Genomic DNA, 22,555 nt, shown 5'->3' with positions numbered 1-22,555 from the left:
CCGTCCCCCCTGCCTCAGTGCCGTGGCTCCCATCGGAACCACCGTCGCACAGCCAACACGCCCAGGACCGTCCAGGCCAGCCCGGTCACCACGGGACCGATCGCCTCGTACGCCGACAGGTCGCCGGTCCAGCCACCCCGCAGCAGGGTGATCACCGGGGTCAGCGGCAGGAACTCGCACACCGACGCCACCCGGTCCGGCAGCACCTCGAGGGGGACGAACATCCCGGAGAAGATCATGGAGAGGAACACCACGGGCAGTGTCGTGACCTGCGCACTCTCGACGCTGCGGGTGAACGACGCGGTCACGGCGCCCAGCGACGCGCACAGCACGACCCCCAACAGCAGGCCCAGTACGGCGAGATGGGGAGCAGACGGCGCGCCCACGTCGAGCAGGACGGCGCAGCCGACCGCCAGCACCAGGCTCTGCGCGACGCCCGTGACCACGGCCGGCAGCGCGGCCCCGGCCAGGATCTCCCTGTCCTTGAGCTCGCCGGTGCGCAGCCGTTTGAGGACGAGCTCCTCGCGCCGCGCGGTGTAGACGGAGACGAGCGTGGCGTACACCGCGTAGAGCAGTGAGAAGCCGATCGAGGCGGGCAGGACGACCGTGCCGAGGGAAAGGCCGGCCTCCGCCAGGTCCATCCCCTTCGCCGCCTCCCGCACGCTGAAGGGCAGCAGCAGCGGCACGAACAGCGCCGCGAACAGCGTCCCCCTGCTGCGCCCGAGCAGCGTCACCTCCGCGCGGGCCAACGCCGTCATGCGTCCCACCGGGGTGGTCATCGCCGTACTCATGCCGCGTACTCCTTCGTCTCGGCGGCGCCGGCCGCCTCCCGCGCGATCCCCAGGAACGCCTCCTCCAGCGACGCCGGCCGGACGTCCAGCCGCCGCAGTTCCACCCCTGCCGTCTCCGCCCACACCAGGAGCCGGGTCGCGGTGCGCTGCAACTCGTGGGTGCGCAGCCGTACGACGCCCCCGTCGATCTCGTGCTCGCGCACGCCCATGTCGTCGAGGGGCGGCAGATCTCCCACGAAGTAGCCCTGAGGCAGCTCGAAGGAGATCCGCGAGGGCTGGGCCGCCGTCACCTCGGCCGGTGTCCCGGCGGCCGCGATGCGTCCCTCGTGCAGGATCGCGATGCGGTCGGCGAGGTTCTCGGCCTCTTCGAGGTAGTGCGTGGTCAGCAGCACGGTCGTACCGGCGTCGCGCAGCTCCCGCACCAATTCCCAGGTGTCCCGGCGCCCTTCGGCGTCGAGGCCGGTCGTCGGCTCGTCCAGGAACAGCACCTCGGGCCTGCCGAGCAGGGCCAGCGCCAGGTCCAGCCGCCGCCGTTCACCGCCGGACAGCTGCTTCACCCGCACCCCGGCCCGCCGCCCGAGCCCGACCATGTCCAGGGCCTCGGCCTCGGGCATGGCCCCGCTCACGCACCCCGCCCACATCCGCGCGGTCTCGGCGACGGTCAGCTCGGACGGAAAGCCGCCCTCCTGCAACATCACCCCGGTCCGCGGCCGTACGGCGTCCCGCTCGGCGTGGGGATCGTGCCCCAGCACCCGCACCCGCCCCGCGGCGGGCTGCGCGAGCCCTTCGAGCAGCTCGACGGTGGACGTCTTTCCCGCGCCATTGGTGCCGAGCAGCGCGAAGACCTCGCCGCGGTCCACGGAGAACGTGATTCCGCGTACCGCCTCGAACCCGCCCCCGTACACACGACGCAGGTCGGTGACCTCAATCACGTGTTCGTGTTCGTTGATGTTCATGACATCAGCGTCCCGGCGAACCGACGCCGGAAGCAGTGCGCGCTGTCATCACTCCGCATGACAAATGTCAGGCGGACGCTCGCCCCATAACGAAAAGACCCCGGTCCATCAGGACCGGGGTCTCATTCCCGAGCGGACGACGAGGCTCGAACTCGCGACCTCAACCTTGGCAAGGTTGCGCTCTACCAACTGAGCTACGTCCGCATTGCCCCCGACCGGCTCTCACCGATCGGTGCGAGCACCAGCCTACCTGATCCACTTCCGTGGTTCGGCCGGCGGTGCAGAGCGGGTGACAGGAATTGCACACTGCGCCTTCCCCCTGGAAGGGGGATGTTCTACTACTGAACTACACCCGCATGCTCGGCGAGCTGGGCTTTTTCTGCCTTGCTCGGCGGCGTGTCCCAGACATTAGCTGATCAGCAGGGGGGTAGCGCAAGTCGGTTGTCGCACCGGCTCAAGTCGGCCGTCCTCAGGGTGCGCTGACGGACCCTGAGGACAGGTCCTCGGAGCACCTCACTGGGCCGAGGCGAACGCCTCGTAGACCTTCTTGGGGATGCGGCCGCGGGCCGGCACCTCCATCTTGTTGGCCTGGGCCCAGGCCCGGACGGCCGCCGGGTCCGGGGCGACCTCGGTCTGCTTGTACGCCTTGCCTGACTTCGACCGCTTGCGGCCGGCGTCCACGTAGGGCGCGAGCGCCTTACGCAGTTTCTTGGCATTGGCTTCATTCAGGTCGATCTCGTACGACTTGCCGTCGAGTCCGAAGGCGATCGTTTCCGCCGCTTCCGAGCCGTCGATGTCGTCAAAGAGAGTGACCACGACCTTCTGCGCCACGAATATCGGTCCCTTCGTCCGGCATGTCATACAGCTCAGCTGGGATGACGTGCCGAGTGTCGGCTATTTGCCAATTCATTTGTACAGTGCCCGGCAATGCAATGTGAAGCCCGACTAAATCTGTCCGCGTGTCCGAGCGCAATACCTATCTGCGGCTGATCGGGGATCTTTCCCGTAACTTTTCGTGAACGCTCCCCTCCGGTACCTCATCGTGATGGCTGTCACGTAGCTTCCTACAACTCTACTCGCGTAGAAATTTTGTGCGGGTAGTCTGAAGGAACCTGCTCAGCACCACACACCGGGAGTGCCAGTGGCACGCGTCGTAGTCGACGTCATGCTCAAGCCGGAGATCCTCGACCCCCAGGGCCAGGCGGTGCAGCGCGCACTGCCGCGGCTGGGATTCGAAGGCATCTCGGACGTACGTCAGGGAAAGCGATTCGAACTGGAAGTTGACGGGCCGGTCGATGAGGCCGCGCTCGCGCGCATCCACGATCTTGCGGAATCCTTCCTCGCCAACACCGTGATCGAGGACTTCACCGTCAAGGTGGAGGAAGTCGCGGAGGCCGCGAAGTGACCGCTCGTATTGGCGTCGTCACTTTCCCGGGGAGTCTCGATGACCGGGACACTCAGCGCGCGATCCGTCTCGCGGGCGCAGAACCGGTCGCCCTCTGGCACAAGGACAAGGACCTCAAGCAGGTCGACGCCGTGGTGCTGCCCGGCGGTTTCTCCTACGGCGACTATCTGCGCGCCGGAGCCATCTCCCGGTTCTCGCCGGTGATGGAGACCGTCATCGAGCAGGCGAAGGCCGGACTGCCGGTCCTCGGTATCTGCAACGGCTTCCAGGTCCTCACCGAGGCGCACCTGCTGCCCGGCGGGATGCTCGGCAACGACCATCTGCACTTCATCTGCCGCGACCAGAAGCTGCGGGTGGAGAACGCGGAAACTGCCTGGACCAGTGATTACGAGAGCGGGCAGGAGATCCACATCCCGCTCAAGAACATGGACGGCCGGTACGTCGCCGACCAGTACACGCTGGACAAGCTGGAGGCCGAGGGCCGGGTCGCGTTCCGGTACGTCGACTTCAACCCGAACGGCTCGCTCAACGACATCGCCGGCATCACCAACGAGGCCGGGAACGTCGTAGGCCTCATGCCGCACCCGGAGCACGCCGTCGAGCCCCTGATCGGGTCGGGCCGCACCGACGGTCTCCCCTTCTTCACCTCGATCCTCAAGAAGCTGGTCAACGCATGAGCCGGACGCCTCTGGACACGGTCGAGCACGCGGCCGCGACCCCCGACGTCGAGCTGCCCTGGGCCGAACTCGGCCTGAAGAAGGACGAGTACGAGAGGGTCGTGGAGATCCTCGGCCGCCGGCCCACCGGTGCCGAGCTCGCCATGTACTCGGTCATGTGGTCCGAGCACTGCTCGTACAAGTCCTCCAAGGTCCACCTCCGCCAGTTCGGCGAGAAGGCCCCCGAGTCCGACGCGATGCTCGTCGGCATCGGCGAGAACGCCGGTGTCGTGGACGTCGGCCAGGGTTACGCCGTGACCTTCAAGGTCGAGTCGCACAACCACCCGTCGTACGTCGAGCCCTACCAGGGCGCGGCCACCGGCGTCGGCGGCATCGTGCGCGACATCATCGCGATGGGCGCGCGCCCGGTGGCGGTCGTCGACCCGCTGCGCTTCGGCGCCGCCGATCACCCCGACACCAAGCGGGTGCTCCCGGGTGTCGTCGCCGGCATCGGCGGCTACGGCAACTGCCTGGGCCTGCCCAACATCGGCGGCGAGGTCGTCTTCGACTCCTGCTACCAGGGCAACCCGCTGGTCAACGCCGGTGCCATCGGTGTGATGCGGCACGAGGACATCCACCTCGCGAAGGCGTCCGGCGCGGGCAACAAGGTCATCCTGTACGGGGCTCGCACGGGCGGCGACGGCATCGGCGGCGCGTCGATCCTCGCCTCCGAGACCTTCGACGACGCCAAGCCGTCGAAGCGCCCGGCCGTCCAGGTCGGCGACCCCTTCCAGGAGAAGCTCCTCATCGAGTGCACCCTGGAGGCCTTCGCCGAGAAGCTGGTCGTCGGCATCCAGGACCTCGGCGCGGCCGGCCTGTCCTGCGCCACCTCCGAGCTGGCCTCGAACGGCTCCGGCGGTATGCGCGTCACCCTGGACGACGTCCCGCTGCGCGACTCCACGCTCTCGCCCGAGGAAATCCTCATGAGCGAGTCGCAGGAACGCATGTGCGCGGTCGTCGAGCCCGCGAAGGTCGACCGGTTCCTGGAGATCTGTGAGAAGTGGGACGTCATCGCCACCGTCATCGGTGAGGTGACCGACGGCGACCGCCTGGAGATCTACTGGCACGGCGGCAAGATCGTCGACGTCGACCCGCGCACCGTGGCGCACGAGGGCCCGGTCTACGAGCGCCCCTACGCCCGCCCGTCCTGGCAGGACGAGCTGCAGGCCGACGACGCGAACAAGCTGCCCAGGCCCACGACTTCGGCCGAGCTGAAGGACCAGGTCTTCAAGCTGGTCGGTTCCCCGAACCAGGCCTCCAAGAAGTGGATCACCTCGCAGTACGACCACTTCGTGCAGGGCAACACCGTCCTCGCCCAGCCCGAGGACTCCGGCATGATCCGCATCGACGAGGAGACCGGCCTCGGCGTCGCCATCGCCACGGACGGCAACGGCCGGTACGCGAAGCTCGACCCGTACCACGGTGCCCAGCTGGCGCTGGCGGAGGCGTACCGGAACGTCGCCACGACCGGCGCCAAGCCGCTCGCGGTCTCCGACTGCCTGAACTTCGGCTCGCCCGAGGACCCGGCGGTGATGTGGCAGTTCGCGGAGGCCGTCCGCGGACTGGCGGACGCCTGCCTGCAGTTGGGCACCCCGGTGACCGGCGGCAACGTCTCGCTCTACAACCAGACCGGCGAGGTCGCCATCCACCCCACGCCGGTCGTGGCGGTCCTCGGCGTCATCGACGATGTCGCGCGCCGCACGCCGGTCGCCTTCCAGGAGGACGGGCAGCTGCTCTACCTCCTCGGCGACACCCGTGAGGAGTTCGGCGGTTCGGCCTGGTCGCAGGTCGTGCACGACCACCTCGGTGGTCTGCCGCCCCAGGTCGACCTGGAGCGCGAGCGGCTGCTCGCCGAGATCCTGATCTCCGCCTCCCGGGACGGCATGATCGACTCCGCGCACGACCTGTCCGACGGCGGTCTGATCCAGGCGGTCGTGGAGTCGGCGATGCTCGGCGGCAAGGGCGCGCGTCTGGTCGTACCGGACGGGCTGGACGCCTTCACCTTCCTCTTCTCCGAGTCGGCGGGACGCGCGGTCGTCGCCGTGCCGCGCTCCGAGGAGCTCCGCTTCAACGACATGTGTGGTGCTCGGGGCCTGCCGGTCACCCGCATCGGTGTCGTCGACGGCGACTCGGTGGAGCTGCAGGGCGAGTTCGCGCTCTCCCTGGAGGACCTGCGCGAGACGCACGAGGCGACGATTCCGGCGCTGCTGAAGTAGACGAGGGGCCTACGGCTCCGAAGCCCCCGTCCGGTCGCCGGGCGGGGGCTTCGTCGTACCGCCTCCCGGGTGCCCGCGCCTCAAGGCTTGCACGTAATTACGTACTTCCGTAATATCGAAGCGTGGAACTCGAACAACGCGTCGCCGACCTCGAGCGACGGCTGGCAGCGCTGGAGAGCGCGCAGCAGACCGCCCCCCGTATCGGCGAGGGCGACTTCTGGGCCCTGCAGGGGTTCAAGGAGCAGTTGGCCGAGCTGGGCGCGGCCGACGGCGGAGTGCTGTTCACCGGTGCGGTACGGCTGCCGACCGGGGAGCGGTACGAGTGGCAGCACGGCGCGCTGACCGAGGGGCTGCTGGACGCCGAGCTCACCGAGGCCGCCGAGTCCTTCGCCGCCCTCGGTCACCCGGTCCGGCTCCGGCTGCTCCGCGAGGTCATCGCCGGCCGCCGCACCGCCGCCGAACTGGCCGAGCTGGACGAGGTCGGCACGACCGGCCAGATCTACCACCACCTGCGCCAGCTCACCGGCGCGGGCTGGCTGCACACGACCGGCCGGGGCCGCTACGAGGTGCCGCCGGGGCGGGTCGTACCGCTGCTGGTGGCGCTGTCGGCGGCCCGTCCGTAACGAGGTCCGCAGCAAGCCCCGGAGCAAGTCCTGAAACGGGGACCGAAAGAGGGACCGAAAGAGGGACCGACCCAGAGGGGGAACGATGTCCGCACGCAAGCTCGCCATGGTGACCTTCCGCGGCCTCCAGCTGGCCTTCATCGGCCTGGTGATCGCCCATATCTGCTTCGGTTGGGGCTACCCGGTCTGGTGGGACTTCCTGCCGCTGGTCCTGGCGTACGTCGTCGTCACCGTCGTCAATCGCTGGGGCGGCGCCCCGGACAGCTCGCGCCGGGCCACGGAACCTCTCGAGGTCGCCCCGCCGGTCACCGGCCGCTGGTCCGCGCTGAACAGCCCGGCCGACCGCACCCCGAGCCACGGCGTCCACTCCCACGGGCAGACGTACGCCATCGACATCCTCGCCGAGCCGGAACCCGGCGGGCGCCCCGGCTTCCACTGGCTGTGGCCGATCGCCCGGCGCCCCCAGGACTTCCCGGCCTTCGACGAACCGATCCTCACGGTCGCCGACGCCACGGTCGTGCGTGCGGTCGACGGACAGCGCGATCACCTGAGCCGCAACTCGCTCGCGGGACTGCTGTACCTGATGCTGATCGAGGGCTCGGTCCGCGAGATGGCGGGCCTTCGCCGCATCCTCGGCAACCACCTGATCCTGGATCTCGGCAACGGCACCTACGCGGCCTACGCCCACCTGCGGCGCGGCTCGCTCGCCGTCCGGGAGGGCGACCGGGTGCACGCCGGGCAGGTCATCGCCCGCTGCGGAAACTCGGGCAACTCCTCGGAGCCGCACCTCCACTTCCAGCTGATGGACGGCCCGGACCCGGACAGCGCCCGTGGTGTGCCCTTCCGCTGGCGCGGCGTCGGGGTGCCGCGCAACCAGGAGGTGTTCGAGGTGGTCCGCCCGGTTGTCGGTGCCGACGACTAATCTCGCGTCCATGCCCCCGGCCAAGAAGCGCGCCCGCACCTACGACCCCGCCAAGATCCGCACCGCGGTCCTCACCCAGTTCGGGCATGTACGCGACGCCGTGCGCACCCTCACCCCCGAGCAACTCGCCCTGCCCACCCGCCTGGAGGGCTGGACCGTACGGGACCTGGCGGCGCACGTGACCATGGCCGTGCGGGACGTGAGCCGCAGCCTCGACCGGGACGAGCCGGCGAAGGCGGACCTCACCCTCCTGGACTGGCCCTTCGCCACTGCGGCCCGCGCAGGCGACATCGACGACGGGACCCGCGATCTCGCCGCCGCCAACGCCGACCTGGCCGCCCTCTACGCCCGCACCGAGGAAGACCTCACGCAGCGGCTGGCGGACGCCCCCGGCGACCGGCTCCTCGCAGCCCGCACCGGCGCGATAACCCTCGCCGACCACCTGGTCACCCGCACCGTCGAACTCGTCGTCCACTCCGACGACCTGAACGCCGCCGTCCCCGGCCTCGACATCCCGTACGACCGTCAGGCCCTCGCCGCCTGCACCCGCCTCCTCGCCGACGCGCTCGCCGTGAAGGCGCCCGGCGGGTCGACCGAGGTGCGGATCCCGCCGTACGCCGTCGTGCAGTGCGTGGAGGGGCCGAGGCACACCCGGGGCACGCCGCCGAACGTCGTCGAGACCGACCCGCTGACCTGGATCCGGCTGGCGACCGGGCGGGTGGCCTGGCACGCGGCCGTCGCGGAGGCCAAGGTGCGTGCGAGCGGGGAGCGGGCGGATCTGGGCGGGTTGCTGCCCCTCATGGGGTGAGGCGGGACCTGCGAAAGAGCCGGTCACGGCAGCCGGAAGGCGGGACGCGGCCGGCGTGCCCCCGTCCGGCCTCACAAGCGGAACCAGTCTCGCGCCCCTCCCGTCCCACCGGCATGAACACACTCGGCACACTCGGCAAGGACAAGAAGCGACTGGCCACCGTCGCCGCGCTGACCCTTCTCCCGCTCGCCGTGGCCTGCGGCAGCGAGGACGCCGGCAGTGACACGGTCGGCTCCGGGGCGTCGGCCTCCGTCACCGGCGCGCACTGGGCCGTCGACGAGGTCACCGTCGACGGAAAGAAGAGCGCCGCCCCGAGCAACGCCTATGTGCGCATCGCCGACGGCGGCGCGGTCAAGGGCAACCTGGGCTGCAACAACTTCGGCGCCGACGCCGCCTTCACCGACAGCAAGGTCACCTTCGACAAGATGCAGGCGACCGAGATGGCCTGCGAAGGCGTCACCCCGGACTTCGAGGTGAGCCTCGCCCGCACGCTCTCCGACGGCAACCTCACCGCCGAGGTCGACGGCGACAAGCTCACCCTCACCACCGCGGACGGTGACCGCGTCGCCCTCACCAAGGAGAAGGCGGCCCCGCTTCAGGGCACGAAGTGGGCCATCACCAGCCCCGACACCGACGGCAAGGCCCACCTCACGTTCGACGAGAAGACCGGCCTGGTCAACGGCAGCCTCGGCTGCAACAAGGTGAGGGCCGAGGCCACGGTCCGCGACGGCAGTATCACGCTCGGCACGGCGTCCACCACGCGAATGATGTGCGACACCTCACTCATGAATACGGAGAAGACCCTCCTGGGCCTCTTCGACGGCACGGTGAAGTACCGATTGGATCACCGCACCCTTACGCTGACCAGCGAAAACGGCGAGCGCGTAAACGCGTCCGCCGCTGAGTGATCCTTTACTGCCGCGTATCCCCAATTCGGACCAGTGGTCGATCTCGCCTACACTCGGAGCCGTGCCACGTGGTGACGGTCGACTCAATCACGATCTGCTTCCCGGCGAGAAAGGCCCCCAGGACGCTTGTGGCGTCTTCGGTGTCTGGGCTCCGGGTGAAGAGGTCGCAAAGCTCACGTACTTCGGGCTCTACGCCCTCCAGCATCGGGGCCAGGAATCCGCGGGAATCGCGGTCAGTAACGGCTCCCAGATCCTCGTCTTCAAGGACATGGGCCTGGTCTCCCAGGTCTTCGACGAGACCTCTCTCGGATCGCTCCAGGGTCACATCGCAGTGGGCCACGCCCGCTACTCGACCACCGGTGCCTCCGTGTGGGAGAACGCCCAGCCGACGTTCCGCGCCACCGCGCACGGCTCCATCGCGCTCGGCCACAACGGCAACCTGGTCAACACGGCGCAGCTTGCCGAGATGGTCGCCGACCTGCCCAAGCAGGAGGGTGGCCGCACCCCGCGCGTCGCGGCCACCAACGACACCGACCTGCTCACCGCGCTGCTCGCGGCCCAGGTCGACGAGGACGGCAAGCCGATGACCATCGAGGAGGCCGCCCACACGGTCCTTCCGCAGGTCAAGGGCGCCTTCAGCCTCGTCTTCATGGACGAGAACACCCTGTACGCGGCCCGCGACCCGCAGGGCATCCGCCCGCTGGTCCTCGGCCGCCTGGAGCGCGGCTGGGTCGTCGCCTCCGAGTCCGCCGCCCTCGACATCTGCGGCGCCAGCTACGTCCGTGAGGTCGAGCCGGGCGAGTTCATCGCCATCGACGAGAACGGCCTGCGCACCTCGCGATTCGCGGAAGCAAAGCCCAAGGGCTGTGTCTTCGAGTACGTGTACCTGGCTCGCCCGGACACCGACATCGCCGGCCGGAACGTATACCTCTCCCGCGTGGAGATGGGCCGCAAGCTCGCGAAGGAAGCCCCGGTCGACGCCGACCTGGTCATAGCGACCCCGGAATCCGGCACCCCGGCCGCCATCGGCTACGCGGAGGCGAGTGGCATCCCGTTCGGTGCGGGTCTCGTGAAGAACGCGTACGTCGGACGTACGTTCATCCAGCCCTCGCAGACCATCCGCCAGCTCGGCATCCGTCTGAAGCTGAACCCGCTGAAGGAAGTCATCAAGGGCAAGCGCCTGGTGGTCGTCGACGACTCCATCGTGCGCGGCAACACCCAGCGGGCCCTGGTCCGCATGCTCCGCGAGGCGGGAGCGGCCGAGGTCCACATCCGGATCTCCTCTCCCCCCGTGAAGTGGCCCTGCTTCTTCGGCATCGACTTCGCCACCCGCGCCGAACTCATCGCCAACGGCATGACGATCGACGAGATCGGCACCTCGCTCGGCGCCGACTCCCTCTCGTACATCTCCATCGACGGCATGATCGAGGCGACCACCATCGCCAAGCCGAACCTCTGCCGCGCCTGCTTCGACGGCGAGTACCCGATGGATCTCCCGGACCCCGAGCTGCTCGGCAAGCAGTTGCTGGAGACGGAGCTGGCCGCCGGCCCGGCCGCCACGGCCGCCGCCGACGCGATCCGCCGCCCGTAAGCGGCCCGTGCTGTGCCTTTTCAAGAAACGCCTGCCGTACGACACGAAGGTTCTCACTAGCCATGTCTGAGACAACTGGTGCCAGCTACGCAGCCGCGGGCGTCGACATCGAAGCGGGCGACCGCGCGGTCGAACTGATGAAGGAGTGGGTGAAGAAGACCCAGCGCCCCGAGGTCCTCGGCGGCCTCGGCGGTTTCGCCGGTCTCTTCGACGCCTCCGCCCTCAAGCGCTACGAGCGCCCGCTGCTGGCCTCCGCCACCGACGGTGTCGGCACGAAGGTCGACATCGCCCGCCAGCTGGGCGTCTACGACACGATCGGCCACGACCTGGTCGCGATGGTCATGGACGACATCGTGGTGTGCGGTGCCGAGCCGCTGTTCATGACCGACTACATCTGCGTCGGCAAGGTCCACCCCGAGCGGGTCGCCGCCATCGTCAAGGGCATCGCCGAGGGCTGTGTGCTCGCCGGCTGCGCCCTGGTCGGCGGCGAGACGGCCGAGCACCCGGGTCTGCTGGGCGAGAACGACTTCGACGTGGCCGGCGCCGGTACGGGCGTCGTGGAGGCCGACCGGCTGCTGGGCGCGGATCGCATCCGTAAGGGTGACGCGGTGATCGCCATGGCGGCCTCCGGCCTTCACTCGAACGGGTACTCGCTGGTCCGGCACGTCCTGCTGAACCAGGGCGGCCTCGCCCTGGACGCGCAGATCGACGAGCTCGGCCGCACCCTCGGCGAGGAGCTGCTGGAGCCCACGAAGATCTACTCGCTGGACTGCCTGGCCCTCACCCGCACCACGGACGTGCACGCGTACAGCCACATCACCGGCGGCGGCCTCGCGGCCAACCTGGCCCGGGTGATCCCGGACAACCTGCACGCGATCGTGGACCGCTCCACCTGGACCCCCGCCCCGATCTTCGACCTCGTCGGCAAGACCGGTCAGGTCGAGCGTCTGGAGCTGGAGAAGACGCTGAACATGGGCGTCGGCATGATCGCGATCGTGCCGGAGGAGTCCACGGACGCGGCGCTCGCCACGCTCGCCGACCGCGGGGTCGACGCGTGGGTCGCCGGCGAGATCACGGACCGGGGCGACCACGAGACGGGCGCCGCCCTGGTGAGCGACTACAACGGCTGACGCCTGCGAAGGCAGCGCAAAACCCGGTCCGGCGGGTAACCGCTCAGGACCGGGTCAGGCACTGCTGGATAGTCAAGCGCCGCGGCGTTGTTGCGACGTGGGACCGGACTCGTCGTCCTCGTCGTCCTCATCGTCGTTGTAATAGTCCGCGTACTGGGCGTACGGGTCGTCTTCTTCGTCGTCGTCCTCGAACGGCTCGCCGTTCGGCGGCTGGCTCGAAGTCGAAGCGCCCAGCTCGTTGGCCAGACGCGACAGGTCAGTCCCGCCGCTGTTGTACTTCAGCTGGCGGGCGACCTTCGTCTGCTTGGCCTTGGCCCGGCCGCGCCCCATGGCTCGACCCCCTCGGTGACGGGGCTCGACGGCCCCAGAGTCTTGACACGCGTTCATGATCTGGAACGGGCTCTCCTCGGAGAGACCGGTCCGTAGGGCTTCCACGGTACCTGAGCCCGCGCCCATACGGTACGTCGCCCGCACCACGTGCCCGGTCCCACAACCCTCGGGGTGCCCCGTCCCCGCTGGTCAACCGCGATTTTAACCACTTATTGGCGGTCGACCCGCCGGTAGAAGTGAGAGTTCTCTCCAACTGCCCACCGGCGGGTACCGCTCAAACCCTCGTTAGGGCTTCCGGATGATCGATTGCCGCCCGGATCAGAGCGCCCTGCGTGCCTCCGCCATCCGCTGCTCGGCGATCCGGTCGGCCGCGGCGGCCGGCGGAATCCCATCCGCGTTCGCACGTGCGAATATGGCCAGCGTGGTGTCGTAGATCTTCGAGGCCTTCGCCTTGCACCGGTCGAAGTCGAAGCCGTGCAGCTCGTCGGCGACCTGGATGACACCGCCGGCGTTCACCACGTAGTCGGGCGCGTAGAGGATCCCGCGGTCGGCGAGGTCCTTCTCGACGCCCGGGTGGGCGAGCTGGTTGTTGGCCGCGCCGCACACGATGCGGGCGGTCAGCGCCGGCACCGTGTCGTCGTTCAGGGCCCCGCCGAGCGCGCAGGGGGCGTAGATGTCGAGGTCCTCGACGCGGATCAGGGTCGCGGTGTCGGCGACGGCCGTCACCGACGCCGGGTGCGCCGCGACGATCCTGCCGACGGCCTCCTCGCGCACGTCCGTGATCACGACCTCGGCGCCCTCGGCCACCAGGTGCTCGACCAGGATGTGGCCGACCTTGCCGACGCCCGCGATGCCGACCTTGCGGCCGCGCAGCGACGGGTCGCCCCACTGGTGCTGGGCCGAGGCCCGCATGCCCTGGTAGACGCCGAAGGCGGTGAGCACGGAGGAGTCGCCCGCGCCGCCGTTCTGCGGGGAGCGCCCGGTCGTCCAGCGGCACTCGCGGGCCACGACGTCCATGTCGGCGACGTACGTACCGACGTCGCACGCGGTGACGTAGCGGCCGCCCAGGGAGGCCACGAACCGGCCGTACGCCAGCAGCAGCTCCTCGGACTTGATCTTCTCCGGGTCGCCGATGATCACGGCCTTGCCGCCGCCGTGGTCGAGACCGGCCATGGCGTTCTTGTAGGACATCCCGCGCGCGAGGTTCAGCGCGTCGGCGACGGCCTCTTCCTCGGTCGCGTACGGGTAGAAGCGCGTACCGCCGAGGGCGGGGCCCAGTGCGGTGGAGTGGATGGCGATGACGGCCTTGAGGCCGCTGGCGCGGTCCTGGCAGAGCACGACTTGCTCATGACCCCCCTGGTCCGAGTGGAACAGGGTGTGCAGGACGCCGTGTGTTACGTCGGTCACTGTGGTGACTCCTGAGTACGGTGCGGCGATTGGAGCTGGCTCCCGTACGGGTGGCGGGAGAGCTGTTGAGCATGAGATTAAACCCGTCGGCGCCCGTCCGACCCGCAGTGCTCAGGATCACCTACTCCCGGAGTGCACCCGTGCGACGATTTGCATAGTTTTCCCGCACGTTTGTGAGCGGGTTTCGCAGGTTTCCCTGGCAGACGGCGGGGGAGGGAGCAGGCGTGCCCAAGGTGTCCTCGGTGATCGTCCCGTACGCGACCTATCTGCGGGTGTACGAGCCACTGGCCGCCTTCCCGGAACCGGAGCGCGACCACTGGGCCCGCTACGCCCGCCGCGCCGACCGGCCCTCGTACCAGGACGAACTGCGCCGCTCCCTGGCCGACTTGCTGCCCACGCCGCCCATCCCCGTGCCGGTGCACGAGAGCGGCGACGCCTTCGTGCTCGAGGTCGAGGGCGTGCTGTGCGTGTGCCCGTGGCGCACCCGGCTGCGCGGCTGGCAGGCCCTCGAGGAGCTCGGCGACGAGCTGCCCAGGCCCGTTCTGGACGCGGTGCTGCCGGAGGTCGTACGGCGCCAGGCGGCCCAGGACTACGAGCGCTGGCTGGCCCGCAACCCGGACGCCCGGCCGTGGATCCGCACCTCGACCTGGCAGGTGCCGCTGCACTGGTTCGTGCTGGTGTCGGACGGGGAGCGGCGCTTCGACAAGGGCTCGGGCGAGATTCCTCCGATGCTGCGCTACCGGACGCCGATGGTGCAGGCGCGGCGCCGGGTGGCGCGGGCCCTGCGGACCCTCAAGGACGCCGTCGACGAAGGGCCCCTCATCGACGGCCTGGTGGACGTCGGCCGCTGGCTGGAGGAGTTCCATCCGCGCTCACTGGTCGAGCTGGACTACGGCGGCCTGGTGCACACGCTGCCGGCCGGCGAGCTGGAGGACGACCACTCGGCGGCGGACGTGGCCGACGGCATCGACGCGCTGCGGCGCGGCGACGGGGCGGCCGCGGGGACGGCCTACGGGCGGCTCGTGGAGCGCTGGCGGTCGGTACGGGACCGGCGTTCCGCCAACTGAGCGGTCCGGGTGAGACGTCATGACTCGTGTGACGTAACGAACTGTGTGATGTAACGAACTGGCGTTTGACGAAACGCCCGTTTTGGGGTTTCGTGCTCGCTCTGGGGTTCCTGATGTCTCGTCAACATGGGACGTAGGCCCCGATCCGGGCGTACTGCGCGAAGGATCCATCAATGCGCGTAAGCGTGACGGACCGCACTTACGCGGCTCTTGCGCCCCTAACCCCTCCTCGTGCCAAAATAGGACAAGGAGTCCGGGGAGGACTCTCGCTCGACATTGCACGCTTTGGGGGGTCTTGAGACTCCTGCACGCCACTGTGACTGATCGTCACAGTGGCGTGACTGTCCGCTATGGCATGGTCCATCGGCTTCCGTCGCTGATGAACACCTGGGAGGGCAATTCCATCGGTTTGGCCGACGCGGCTGGACAGATGGTGTAGTTGTAGTGCCGAGGACAAGCCGTTCGTCCTATAACCGACTCGACTCGCGTCCGCCATTTCGGGCAACGCGGGTCAAGGTGCAGAATTTAGAGGAAAGAACCGAGAAGGTTCGGTTCTCCCGAGGAGGCCGCTCATGACCGCTCGCACCCCTGATGCCGAGCCGCTGCTGACCCCGGCTGAGGTCGCCACCATGTTCCGCGTCGACCCCAAGACGGTCACGCGGTGGGCGAAGGCCGGGAAGCTTACTTCCATCCGTACGCTCGGCGGACACCGCCGCTACCGCGAGGCTGAGGTCCGCGCACTGCTCGCGGGCATCCCGCAGCAGCGCAGCGAGGCCTGAACAACTCCATAACCGGGCAAAACGGCAGTTCCCCCAACCGTCGTGGCGCCCGACCCCTAGCTCCAAGCGACGCGGGTTCTGCCCCAACAGAGCCCACGCCCAAGCCCATCAGAGCACTTCAGGCACGCAACAAGGGTGCGTCGTGGATCGCGCTGGACTCCGCCGAGTCCAGCGCGATCTTTTTTGTGCGCAGGATGTGTGTCGGCAGGTGGTCCTGTGGGCGGCCTTGTCGGAGTCTGGGGAGGGGCGTCGGATCTCCTGTGGACTCGCCCTGAGGGTCACTCAGCGTGCACTGGGCGATCGCCGGAAGCTGGTGCAATTGCACATATTAAATTGACCAGTTGTAGGCGAGGTGTAAGTACCAGGCTTACGGAAACTCATGCGGTGACACCCGTCACATGGCGCGGTGCTTGTTGCCTCTGACTCACGTGCGCTATTGGGGCACACGACTTCCAGTGCCCCACGGCGGGACGGCAGTTGACGTTGCCCGCGCTCACGCCGAGGACGCGGCCTCGTCCTCGGCGACCTCCTCGGGAGGCGGGGCCGGCTGCGCGGCGCGAGGGGCGGGGTGCGGAGCGGAAGCCATCGCCAGACGCAACAGGTGATGGCAGATCGGGCAGTGGCGAGTGAGATGTCGTGGATAGCAGGAGGCGGCCGACAGGTGCGCACGGAGCAACGCCCGCGTCTCGTGCCTAGTCGATGCCGCCATACGCCACCTCCAGGGGGCCACGCCGGGAAGAGCCCTGATTTCTGGGTACCGAGCGAATGTGACTCCGTCAAGATGGCAGGGGGCTCCCCCAGCCGCCGCCGGGCGGTGCGAAACCGGCGCCGGACACGAAGAAGGCCCGCTTCCCTTGCCGGGATGCGGGCCGATCTCGTTCGCTGCGGTCCTGACGGGATTTGCTGTACCCGATTGCGGCTGCGCCGCGGGCACGGCCTCCACCTTGGCAGGCAGGGGGCGGGTGGTGGGCATGAAGAAAGGCCCGCTTCCCTTGCCGGGATGCGGGCCTATCTCGTTCACTGCGGTCCTGACGGGATTTGAACCCGCGGCCTCCACCTTGACAGGGTGGCGAGCACTCCAAACTGCTCCACAGGACCAGGTTTTGCGGCGCCATTCGTGCGTTGCGCTGCGAGAAGAGACTGTACAGGAGGGTGAGCCCACTGGTCGAACTCACCCTGCGTGCACGGACGGTTACGGCGCCAGCGCGTCGATCGTCTTCACGATCCGCTTGTCCGAGATCGGGTACGCCGTGCCCAGCGCGTGCGCGAAGTAGCTGACGCGGAGCTCCTCCAGCATCCAGCGGACGTCCAGCACCTGCGAAGGCATCGGCCGGCCCTGCGGCATCTGCTCCAGCAGCCAGGCGTACTCGTCCTGCATCTCGTGAACCTTCTCCATGCGCGCCGAGTCACGCTGGACGTTCGTCGGCATCTGCTGGAGGCGCCGGTCCACCGCGATCAGGTACCGCATGAGGTCGGGCAGGCGGCGCAGACCCGCCTGTGTCACGAAGCCGGGCTTCACGAGGGCATCCAGCTGCTTGCGGACATCCGTGAGATTTGCCAGCAGGACAGGGCTGCGAACGCCCTTCAAGCGGCGCTCAGCGGCCTGCCAGGCCGCCAGCACCTGCTGTACCTGGCCCACCGCACGGACCGTCGTGTCGACGATCTCGGCACGCACCTTGTCGTACAGCTTCCGGTGCGACTCCTCGTCCCACGCCGGCCCGCCGAAGTCGCCGATCAGCTTGTCCGCCGCCGCCATCGCGCAGTCGTCGAAGAGGGCCTGGATCGAACCGTGGGGGTTGGCGGACAGGGCGAGCTTCTGGGCGTTCGTCAGCTTCTCCGACGCGAACTTCGCCGGATTGACCGGAATGTTGCGCAGGATCAGGCGGCGGGTGCCCTTCCACATCGCCTCCGCCTGCTCCGCCTCCGTGTCGAAGAGCCGGACCGAGACCGTGTCGCCGTCGTCCACCAGCGCCGGGTACGCCTTGACCGGCTGGCCGGCCCGGCGGGTCTCGAAGACGCGGGTCAGCGAGCCGATGGTCCAGTCGGTCAGGCCCTTGCGTTCCAGGGACTCACCGCCCTGGCGGGAGGCGGTGGCCGCCGCGGCCTGCGAGAGGGCCTGCCTCGCCTTCGGCTTCAGACGCAGCCTCAGGGTCTCCAGGTCCTTGTCCTCCGCCAGCTTGCGACGCCGCTCGTCGATGATCCGGAACGTGACGCGCAGATGGTCGGGGACCTTCGACCAGTCGAAGTCGTCGGCGGTGAAGGGCACTCCGACCATGCGCTTCAGCTCGCGTGCCATGGTCATCGTCAGGGGTTCCTGCAGCGACTGTGCTTGATCGCGCCCCTGCGGGGACGACGCCGCATCCAGGAACCGCTGCGCGAAGTTCGGCGCCGGCACGTAGTGGCGGCGGATCGGCTTCGGGAGGGAACGGATCAGCTCCGTCACCAACTCCTCCCGCAGACCCGGGATCTGCCAGTCGAATCCCTCGTCCGTGACCTGGTTGAGGACCTGGAGCGGGACGTGGACCGTCACACCGTCCGCGTCCGCCCCCGGCTCGAACTGGTACGTGACACGGAACTTCAGCTGCCCCTGCCGCCACGCATCGGGATAGTCGGCCTTCGTGACCGCCTCAGCCGACTCCCGGATGAGCATCTCGCGCTCGAAGTCCAGGTACTCGGGTTCCTCGTGCCGCTTGCGCTTCCACCAGGAGTCGAAGTGAGCGCCGGACACCACGTGGTCGGGCACCCGCTGGTCGTAGAAGTCGAACAGGGTGTCGTCGTCCACGACGATGTCCCGGCGCCGCGCCCGGTGCTCCAGCTCCTCGACCTCGCTGAGGAGTTTGCGGTTGTCGGCGAAGAACTTGTGATGCGTGCGCCAGTCGCCCTCGACCAGGGCATTGCGGATGAACAGCTCCCGGCTGGCCTCCGGGTCGATACGGCCGTAGTTGACCTTGCGCTGCGCGATGATCGGGACGCCGTACAGCGTGACCTTCTCGTACGCCATCACTGCGGCCTGGTCCTTCTCCCAGTGCGGCTCCGAGTACGTGCGTTTGAGCAGGTGCTCCGCCAGCGGCTCGACCCACTCGGGCTCGATCTTGGCGTTGACGCGGGCCCACAGGCGCGAGGTCTCCACGAGCTCGGCGGACATCACGAAGCGCGGGGGCTTCTTGAACAGGGCCGACCCCGGGAAGACCGCGAACTTGGCGCTGCGGGCACCCAGGTACTCGTTCTTCGCGCCGTCCTTCACATCCTTCATGCCGATGTGCGACAGCAGCCCGGCGAGAAGGGACACATGCACGCGGTCGGCGGGGGCGTCGTCCTCGTTGAGGTGGATGCCCATCTGCTTGGCGACCGTGCGCAGCTGTGTGTAGATGTCCTGCCACTCGCGAATGCGCAGGAAGTTCAGGTACTCCTGCTTGCACATCCGCCGGAACGACGACGAGCCGCGCTCACGCTGCTGCTCACGGACGTACCGCCACAGGTTCAGATACGCGAGGAAGTCGCTCGACTCGTCCCGGAAGCGGGCGTGCTGCTGATCGGCCTGGGCCTGCTTGTCGGCCGGGCGCTCGCGCGGATCCTGGATGGACAGGGCCGCCGCTATGACCATGACCTCGCGGACACAGCCGTTCTTGTCGGCTTCCAGCACCATCCGGGCCAGCCGCGGGTCGACGGGCAGCTGAGCGAGCTTGCGGCCCATGTCCGTGAGCCGCTTGCGTACGTCCTTCTGCACCGGGTCCAGCGCACCGAGCTCCTGCAGGAGCTGCACGCCGTCGCGGATGTTGCGGTGGTCCGGCGGGTCGATGAACGGGAACTTCTCGATGTCGCCCAGGCCGGCCGCGGTCATCTGAAGGATGACGGACGCCAGATTCGTACGGAGGATCTCCGCATCCGTGAACTCCGGGCGGGCTACGAAGTCGTCCTCGGAGTACAGCCGGATGCAGATACCGTCGCTCGTCCGGCCGCAGCGGCCCTTGCGCTGATTGGCGCTGGCCTGGGAGACCGGCTCGATGGGCAGCCGCTGCACCTTCGTGCGATGGCTGTACCGGCTGATCCGGGCGAAGCCGGGGTCGATCACGTACTTGATGCCCGGCACCGTGAGCGAGGTCTCGGCGACGTTGGTCGCCAGAACGATCCTGCGGCCGGTGTGGGGCTGGAAGACGCGGTGCTGTTCGGCATGGGAGAGCCGGGCGTAGAGCGGCAGGATCTCCGTGAAGCGGTACTGCTTCCTGGTGAGCGCGTCGGCCGTGTCCCGGATCTCCCGCTCCCCGGAGAGGAAGACGAGGATGTCGCCCTTCCCCTCACCCATCAGCTCCTCGACGGCGTCCGTGATCGCGGTGATCTGGTCGCGGTCGGCGTCCTCGGAGTCCTCCTCCAGGAGCGGCCGATAACGCACCTCCACCGGATACGTCCGGCCGCTGACCTCGATGATCGGCGCGTCACCGAAGTGCCGGGAGAACCGCTCCGGATCGATGGTGGCCGAGGTGATGACGACCTTCAGATCGGGCCGCTTCGGCAGCAGCTGCGCCAGATACCCGAGCAGGAAGTCGATGTTCAGGGACCGCTCGTGGGCCTCGTCGATGATGATCGTGTCGTAGGCGCGCAGCTCACGGTCGGTCTGGATCTCGGCCAGCAGGATGCCGTCCGTCATGAGCTTGACGAACGTCGCTTCCGGATTCACCTGGTCGGTGAACCGCACCTTCCAGCCGACGGCCTCCCCGAGCGGCGTGTCGAGCTCCTCGGCCACGCGCTCCGCGACGGTCCGGGCGGCGATACGACGGGGCTGGGTGTGCCCGATCATGCCGCGGACGCCGCGCCCCAGCTCCATGCAGATCTTGGGGATCTGCGTGGTCTTGCCGGACCCCGTCTCACCGGCGACGATCACGACCTGGTGATCGCGGATGGCCGCCGCGATGTCGTCCTTCTTCTGGCTGACCGGCAGCTGCCCGGGATACGTCACCGCAGGGACACGGGCGCGCCGGCCGGCGATCCGCTCCTCGCCCTTGGCGATCTCCGACTCGATCTCGGCGAGCACGGCGGCCCGCGCCTCCGGCTTGCGAATCTTGCGCGCACCTTCGAGCCGCCGCCCGAGCCGCTGCGCATCACGCAGGGACAACTCGGTCAGACGGGGGGCGAGGGCGCCCAGGGCGGGGGCGGGGTGCGTAGACATACGCGGTCCAGGATCTCATCCCACCGAAATCCGTGGCGAACGCTTTTGCTGAGCCCCCGCCCTCCACCCCCGCCCGCCCCGCGCCCCGCTCAGGTCTGACTCACCTACCCGGCCCCCGCAGGAGCCCGATATCGAGAACGCTCGAACCATGAACGATCGCCAGTTCGAGCGGTCATCAGAAAAGGTGATCGACATGCGATCGCCAGACCGAACCTGCAGCAAGATCTAGATTCTCACCCGTGAAGCTCGTGATCCGCGTGAAACTTATGCCGACCCCCCCAACAGGCATCGGCACTGCAGGCGACCCTGCGCGCCTGCAACGAAGCAGCCAACCACGCCTCCCGACACGCCTTCACCACCGGCACCAAGCGCAACCGCGAACTGCGCGCACTGATCTACCTCCAGATCAAGCAACGCTGGAACCTCGGAGCCCAAGCCGCCCAGCACGTCATCAAGAAAACCTGCGACTCCTACGCATCCCTCGCGGGCAACCTCAAAGCCGAAAACCTCGGCCACCCCGGCTCCAGGCGACACACCCGTGCCACCAGCAAGCCGATCACCTTCCGCCCCGACGCCGCACAGCCCTACGACGACCGCATGCTCTCCTGGCAGACAGACCGGCGAACCGTGTCCATCTGGACCGTCCAAGGCCGCATGAAAGGCCTCCCCTACACGGGCCAGGAAGACCAACTACAGCTCCTCGCCGACCGGCGGCAGGGCGAATCTGACCTGCTCCATCAGAACGGCCGGTGGTACCTGCTGGCCACCATCGATGTACCCGAGCCCCCACAGAACCCTGCACCACAAGGCTTCATCGGCGTCGACCTCGGCATCGAAAACATCGCCACCACCTCCACCGGCCGACGCCACAGCGGCCGACACACCAACCGGACCCGCGAGAACGACCGCCGCCTCCAACGCAACCTCGCCAAGAAGAACACCCGCTCGGCCAAACGACGAGCCAAACGCCACGCCGGCAAGTAGGCGCGGCGCACCCGCGACATCAACCACAAGATCAGCAAGCACATCGTGGCGGAGGCACAACGCACCGGCCGCGGAATCGCCCTCGAAGACCTGAGCGGCATCCGCGAACGGGCACGGCTGAAAAAGCCCCAACGCGTCACGATCAACTCCTGGGCCTTCGGCCAGCTCGGCTCCTTCATCGCCTACAAAGCGCGGAGGGCCGGAGTGCCCGTGGTGTACGTCTCTCCGGCGTAAGCAGCCAGGAATGCTCGCACTGCCATCACATCGACAAGCGCAACCGGCCTCATCAGGCCGTTTTTCGCCTGCAGGTCCTGCGGCTTCGTTGAGCACGCGGACCTGAACGCGTCCCACGTCATCGGCCAACGCGGCTGGCGGGCGTGGGTCTGCGGGGCCGAGTCACAGGTCCCTGCCCTCAAGCTCGTGGCCTGAGGACTGGATGCGCCGGTTCCGCCGAAGCCATCGGTGGGCCGAGCTGCAAGCCGGGGGGTATGTGCCCGGTAGCGGACGCGGACGCTCGTACAGCAAGCAAGATGAAACAAGAAGGCCCCGATCCGAAGATCGGGGCCTTGCCTGTGGCTGGGGCCGGGGTCGAACCGGCGACCTATCGCTTTTCAGGCGATCGCTCGTACCAACTGAGCTACCCAGCCGTCAAGGCTTTTTGCAAAGCCTTTGCGGTCCTGACGGGATTTGAACCCGCGGCCTCCACCTTGACAGGGTGGCGAGCACTCCAAACTGCTCCACAGGACCTTGCGATGCGT

The 22,555-nt window shown here is 68.5% G+C and carries 20 protein-coding genes and 5 tRNA genes; 13 read left to right on the top strand and 12 right to left on the bottom strand.

Annotated features, from left to right (window positions below; genetic code table 11):
* Nucleotides 1-14: 14 nt before the first annotated feature.
* The 5 genes from ACWGDB_RS04900 to ACWGDB_RS04880 form a co-directional block, all read right to left on the bottom strand.
* A complete protein-coding gene (locus ACWGDB_RS04900) occupies nucleotides 15-791 on the bottom strand; it encodes an ABC transporter permease (protein ID WP_383608008.1) in 777 nt (258 codons plus the stop codon).
* Nucleotides 788-1,747, bottom strand: a complete 960-nt coding sequence (locus ACWGDB_RS04895; RefSeq protein WP_453821125.1) for an ABC transporter ATP-binding protein — start codon at nucleotides 1,745-1,747, stop codon at nucleotides 788-790. The genes ACWGDB_RS04900 and ACWGDB_RS04895 overlap by 4 nt, the downstream gene beginning before the upstream one ends.
* A 131-nt stretch (nucleotides 1,748-1,878) precedes the next feature.
* Nucleotides 1,879-1,951 (bottom strand) — tRNA-Gly (locus ACWGDB_RS04890).
* An 80-nt stretch (nucleotides 1,952-2,031) separates the two neighbouring features.
* A tRNA-Gly gene (locus ACWGDB_RS04885) sits at nucleotides 2,032-2,103 on the bottom strand.
* A 157-nt stretch (nucleotides 2,104-2,260) separates the two neighbouring features.
* Nucleotides 2,261-2,578 carry a histone-like nucleoid-structuring protein Lsr2 gene (locus tag ACWGDB_RS04880; RefSeq protein ID WP_148000186.1) on the bottom strand — a complete coding sequence of 106 codons (318 nt, stop codon included), beginning with the start codon at nucleotides 2,576-2,578 and terminating at the stop codon, nucleotides 2,261-2,263.
* Nucleotides 2,579-2,888: 310 nt separating this feature from the next.
* Here ACWGDB_RS04880 and purS point away from each other — a divergent pair, with 310 nt between their 5' ends.
* From purS to purM, 9 genes are all read left to right on the top strand, one after another.
* Complete coding sequence (gene purS, locus ACWGDB_RS04875; protein ID WP_015659417.1) at nucleotides 2,889-3,152, top strand: phosphoribosylformylglycinamidine synthase subunit PurS; 264 nt, start codon at nucleotides 2,889-2,891, stop codon at nucleotides 3,150-3,152.
* Nucleotides 3,149-3,829, top strand: coding sequence for a phosphoribosylformylglycinamidine synthase subunit PurQ (gene purQ, locus ACWGDB_RS04870; RefSeq protein WP_453821124.1), 681 nt, complete (start codon nucleotides 3,149-3,151; stop codon nucleotides 3,827-3,829). Before purS ends, purQ begins: the two co-directional genes overlap by 4 nt.
* On the top strand, nucleotides 3,826-6,084 hold the full coding sequence (gene purL / locus ACWGDB_RS04865; RefSeq protein ID WP_453821123.1) for a phosphoribosylformylglycinamidine synthase subunit PurL: 2,259 nt from the start codon (nucleotides 3,826-3,828) through the stop codon (nucleotides 6,082-6,084). The genes purQ and purL overlap by 4 nt, the downstream gene beginning before the upstream one ends.
* A gap of 122 nt (nucleotides 6,085-6,206) precedes the next feature.
* Nucleotides 6,207-6,707 (top strand): ArsR/SmtB family transcription factor, encoded by a 501-nt coding sequence (locus ACWGDB_RS04860; protein WP_453821122.1) that lies wholly within the window; start codon nucleotides 6,207-6,209, stop codon nucleotides 6,705-6,707.
* Nucleotides 6,708-6,792: 85 nt separating this feature from the next.
* Nucleotides 6,793-7,629, top strand: a complete 837-nt coding sequence (locus ACWGDB_RS04855; RefSeq protein ID WP_453821121.1) for a M23 family metallopeptidase — start codon at nucleotides 6,793-6,795, stop codon at nucleotides 7,627-7,629.
* A 10-nt stretch (nucleotides 7,630-7,639) separates the two neighbouring features.
* Nucleotides 7,640-8,437, top strand: a complete 798-nt coding sequence (locus ACWGDB_RS04850; protein ID WP_453821120.1) for a sterol carrier family protein — start codon at nucleotides 7,640-7,642, stop codon at nucleotides 8,435-8,437.
* A gap of 113 nt (nucleotides 8,438-8,550) precedes the next feature.
* A complete protein-coding gene (locus ACWGDB_RS04845; protein ID WP_453821119.1) occupies nucleotides 8,551-9,345 on the top strand; it encodes an META domain-containing protein in 795 nt (264 codons plus the stop codon).
* A gap of 61 nt (nucleotides 9,346-9,406) precedes the next feature.
* Nucleotides 9,407-10,936 carry an amidophosphoribosyltransferase gene (gene purF, locus ACWGDB_RS04840; protein ID WP_453821118.1) on the top strand — a complete coding sequence of 510 codons (1,530 nt, stop codon included), beginning with the start codon at nucleotides 9,407-9,409 and terminating at the stop codon, nucleotides 10,934-10,936.
* A gap of 62 nt (nucleotides 10,937-10,998) precedes the next feature.
* A complete protein-coding gene (purM, locus tag ACWGDB_RS04835) occupies nucleotides 10,999-12,066 on the top strand; it encodes a phosphoribosylformylglycinamidine cyclo-ligase (protein WP_453821117.1) in 1,068 nt (355 codons plus the stop codon).
* Nucleotides 12,067-12,138: 72 nt separating this feature from the next.
* Here purM and ACWGDB_RS04830 read toward each other — a convergent pair whose 3' ends face one another.
* Together ACWGDB_RS04830 and ACWGDB_RS04825 are read right to left on the bottom strand one after the other, a co-directional pair.
* Nucleotides 12,139-12,396, bottom strand: a complete 258-nt coding sequence (locus tag ACWGDB_RS04830; RefSeq protein ID WP_030049714.1) for a DUF3073 domain-containing protein — start codon at nucleotides 12,394-12,396, stop codon at nucleotides 12,139-12,141.
* A gap of 318 nt (nucleotides 12,397-12,714) precedes the next feature.
* Entirely contained in the window at nucleotides 12,715-13,803 is a 1,089-nt protein-coding gene (locus ACWGDB_RS04825; protein ID WP_453821116.1) for a Leu/Phe/Val dehydrogenase, read from the bottom strand.
* A 224-nt stretch (nucleotides 13,804-14,027) separates the two neighbouring features.
* Here ACWGDB_RS04825 and ACWGDB_RS04820 point away from each other — a divergent pair, with 224 nt between their 5' ends.
* On the top strand, nucleotides 14,028-14,870 hold the full coding sequence (locus ACWGDB_RS04820; RefSeq protein WP_453821115.1) for a hypothetical protein: 843 nt from the start codon (nucleotides 14,028-14,030) through the stop codon (nucleotides 14,868-14,870).
* A 572-nt stretch (nucleotides 14,871-15,442) separates the two neighbouring features.
* Entirely contained in the window at nucleotides 15,443-15,649 is a 207-nt protein-coding gene (bldC, locus tag ACWGDB_RS04815; RefSeq protein ID WP_003949541.1) for a developmental transcriptional regulator BldC, read from the top strand.
* Between the two features lie 493 nt (nucleotides 15,650-16,142).
* Here bldC and ACWGDB_RS04810 read toward each other — a convergent pair whose 3' ends face one another.
* The 3 genes from ACWGDB_RS04810 to hrpA form a co-directional block, all read right to left on the bottom strand.
* On the bottom strand, nucleotides 16,143-16,358 hold the full coding sequence (locus tag ACWGDB_RS04810; RefSeq protein ID WP_453821114.1) for a DUF6274 family protein: 216 nt from the start codon (nucleotides 16,356-16,358) through the stop codon (nucleotides 16,143-16,145).
* Between the two features lie 314 nt (nucleotides 16,359-16,672).
* A tRNA-Asp gene (locus ACWGDB_RS04805) sits at nucleotides 16,673-16,747 on the bottom strand.
* A gap of 94 nt (nucleotides 16,748-16,841) precedes the next feature.
* Nucleotides 16,842-20,813 (bottom strand): ATP-dependent RNA helicase HrpA, encoded by a 3,972-nt coding sequence (gene hrpA, locus ACWGDB_RS04800; RefSeq protein WP_453821113.1) that lies wholly within the window; start codon nucleotides 20,811-20,813, stop codon nucleotides 16,842-16,844.
* A 597-nt stretch (nucleotides 20,814-21,410) separates the two neighbouring features.
* On the opposite strand from hrpA, the gene ACWGDB_RS04795 reads away from it, so the two are divergent.
* Both ACWGDB_RS04795 and ACWGDB_RS04790 read left to right on the top strand, forming a co-directional pair.
* Nucleotides 21,411-21,797 carry a transposase gene (locus ACWGDB_RS04795; RefSeq protein WP_453821112.1) on the top strand — a complete coding sequence of 129 codons (387 nt, stop codon included), beginning with the start codon at nucleotides 21,411-21,413 and terminating at the stop codon, nucleotides 21,795-21,797.
* 45 nt (nucleotides 21,798-21,842) lie between these two features.
* Complete coding sequence (locus ACWGDB_RS04790; protein ID WP_453821111.1) at nucleotides 21,843-22,031, top strand: IS200/IS605 family accessory protein TnpB-related protein; 189 nt, start codon at nucleotides 21,843-21,845, stop codon at nucleotides 22,029-22,031.
* A gap of 339 nt (nucleotides 22,032-22,370) precedes the next feature.
* Here ACWGDB_RS04790 and ACWGDB_RS04785 read toward each other — a convergent pair.
* Together ACWGDB_RS04785 and ACWGDB_RS04780 are read right to left on the bottom strand one after the other, a co-directional pair.
* A tRNA-Phe gene (locus tag ACWGDB_RS04785) sits at nucleotides 22,371-22,444 on the bottom strand.
* A gap of 25 nt (nucleotides 22,445-22,469) precedes the next feature.
* Nucleotides 22,470-22,544: transfer RNA gene (locus ACWGDB_RS04780), tRNA-Asp, on the bottom strand.
* Nucleotides 22,545-22,555: the final 11 nt, after the last annotated feature.

It is taken from the genome of Streptomyces sp. NPDC055013, assembly GCF_053608645.1.
Note: the sequence above shows the minus strand (reverse complement) of the source record. Positions and strands in the feature narration are given on the sequence as shown.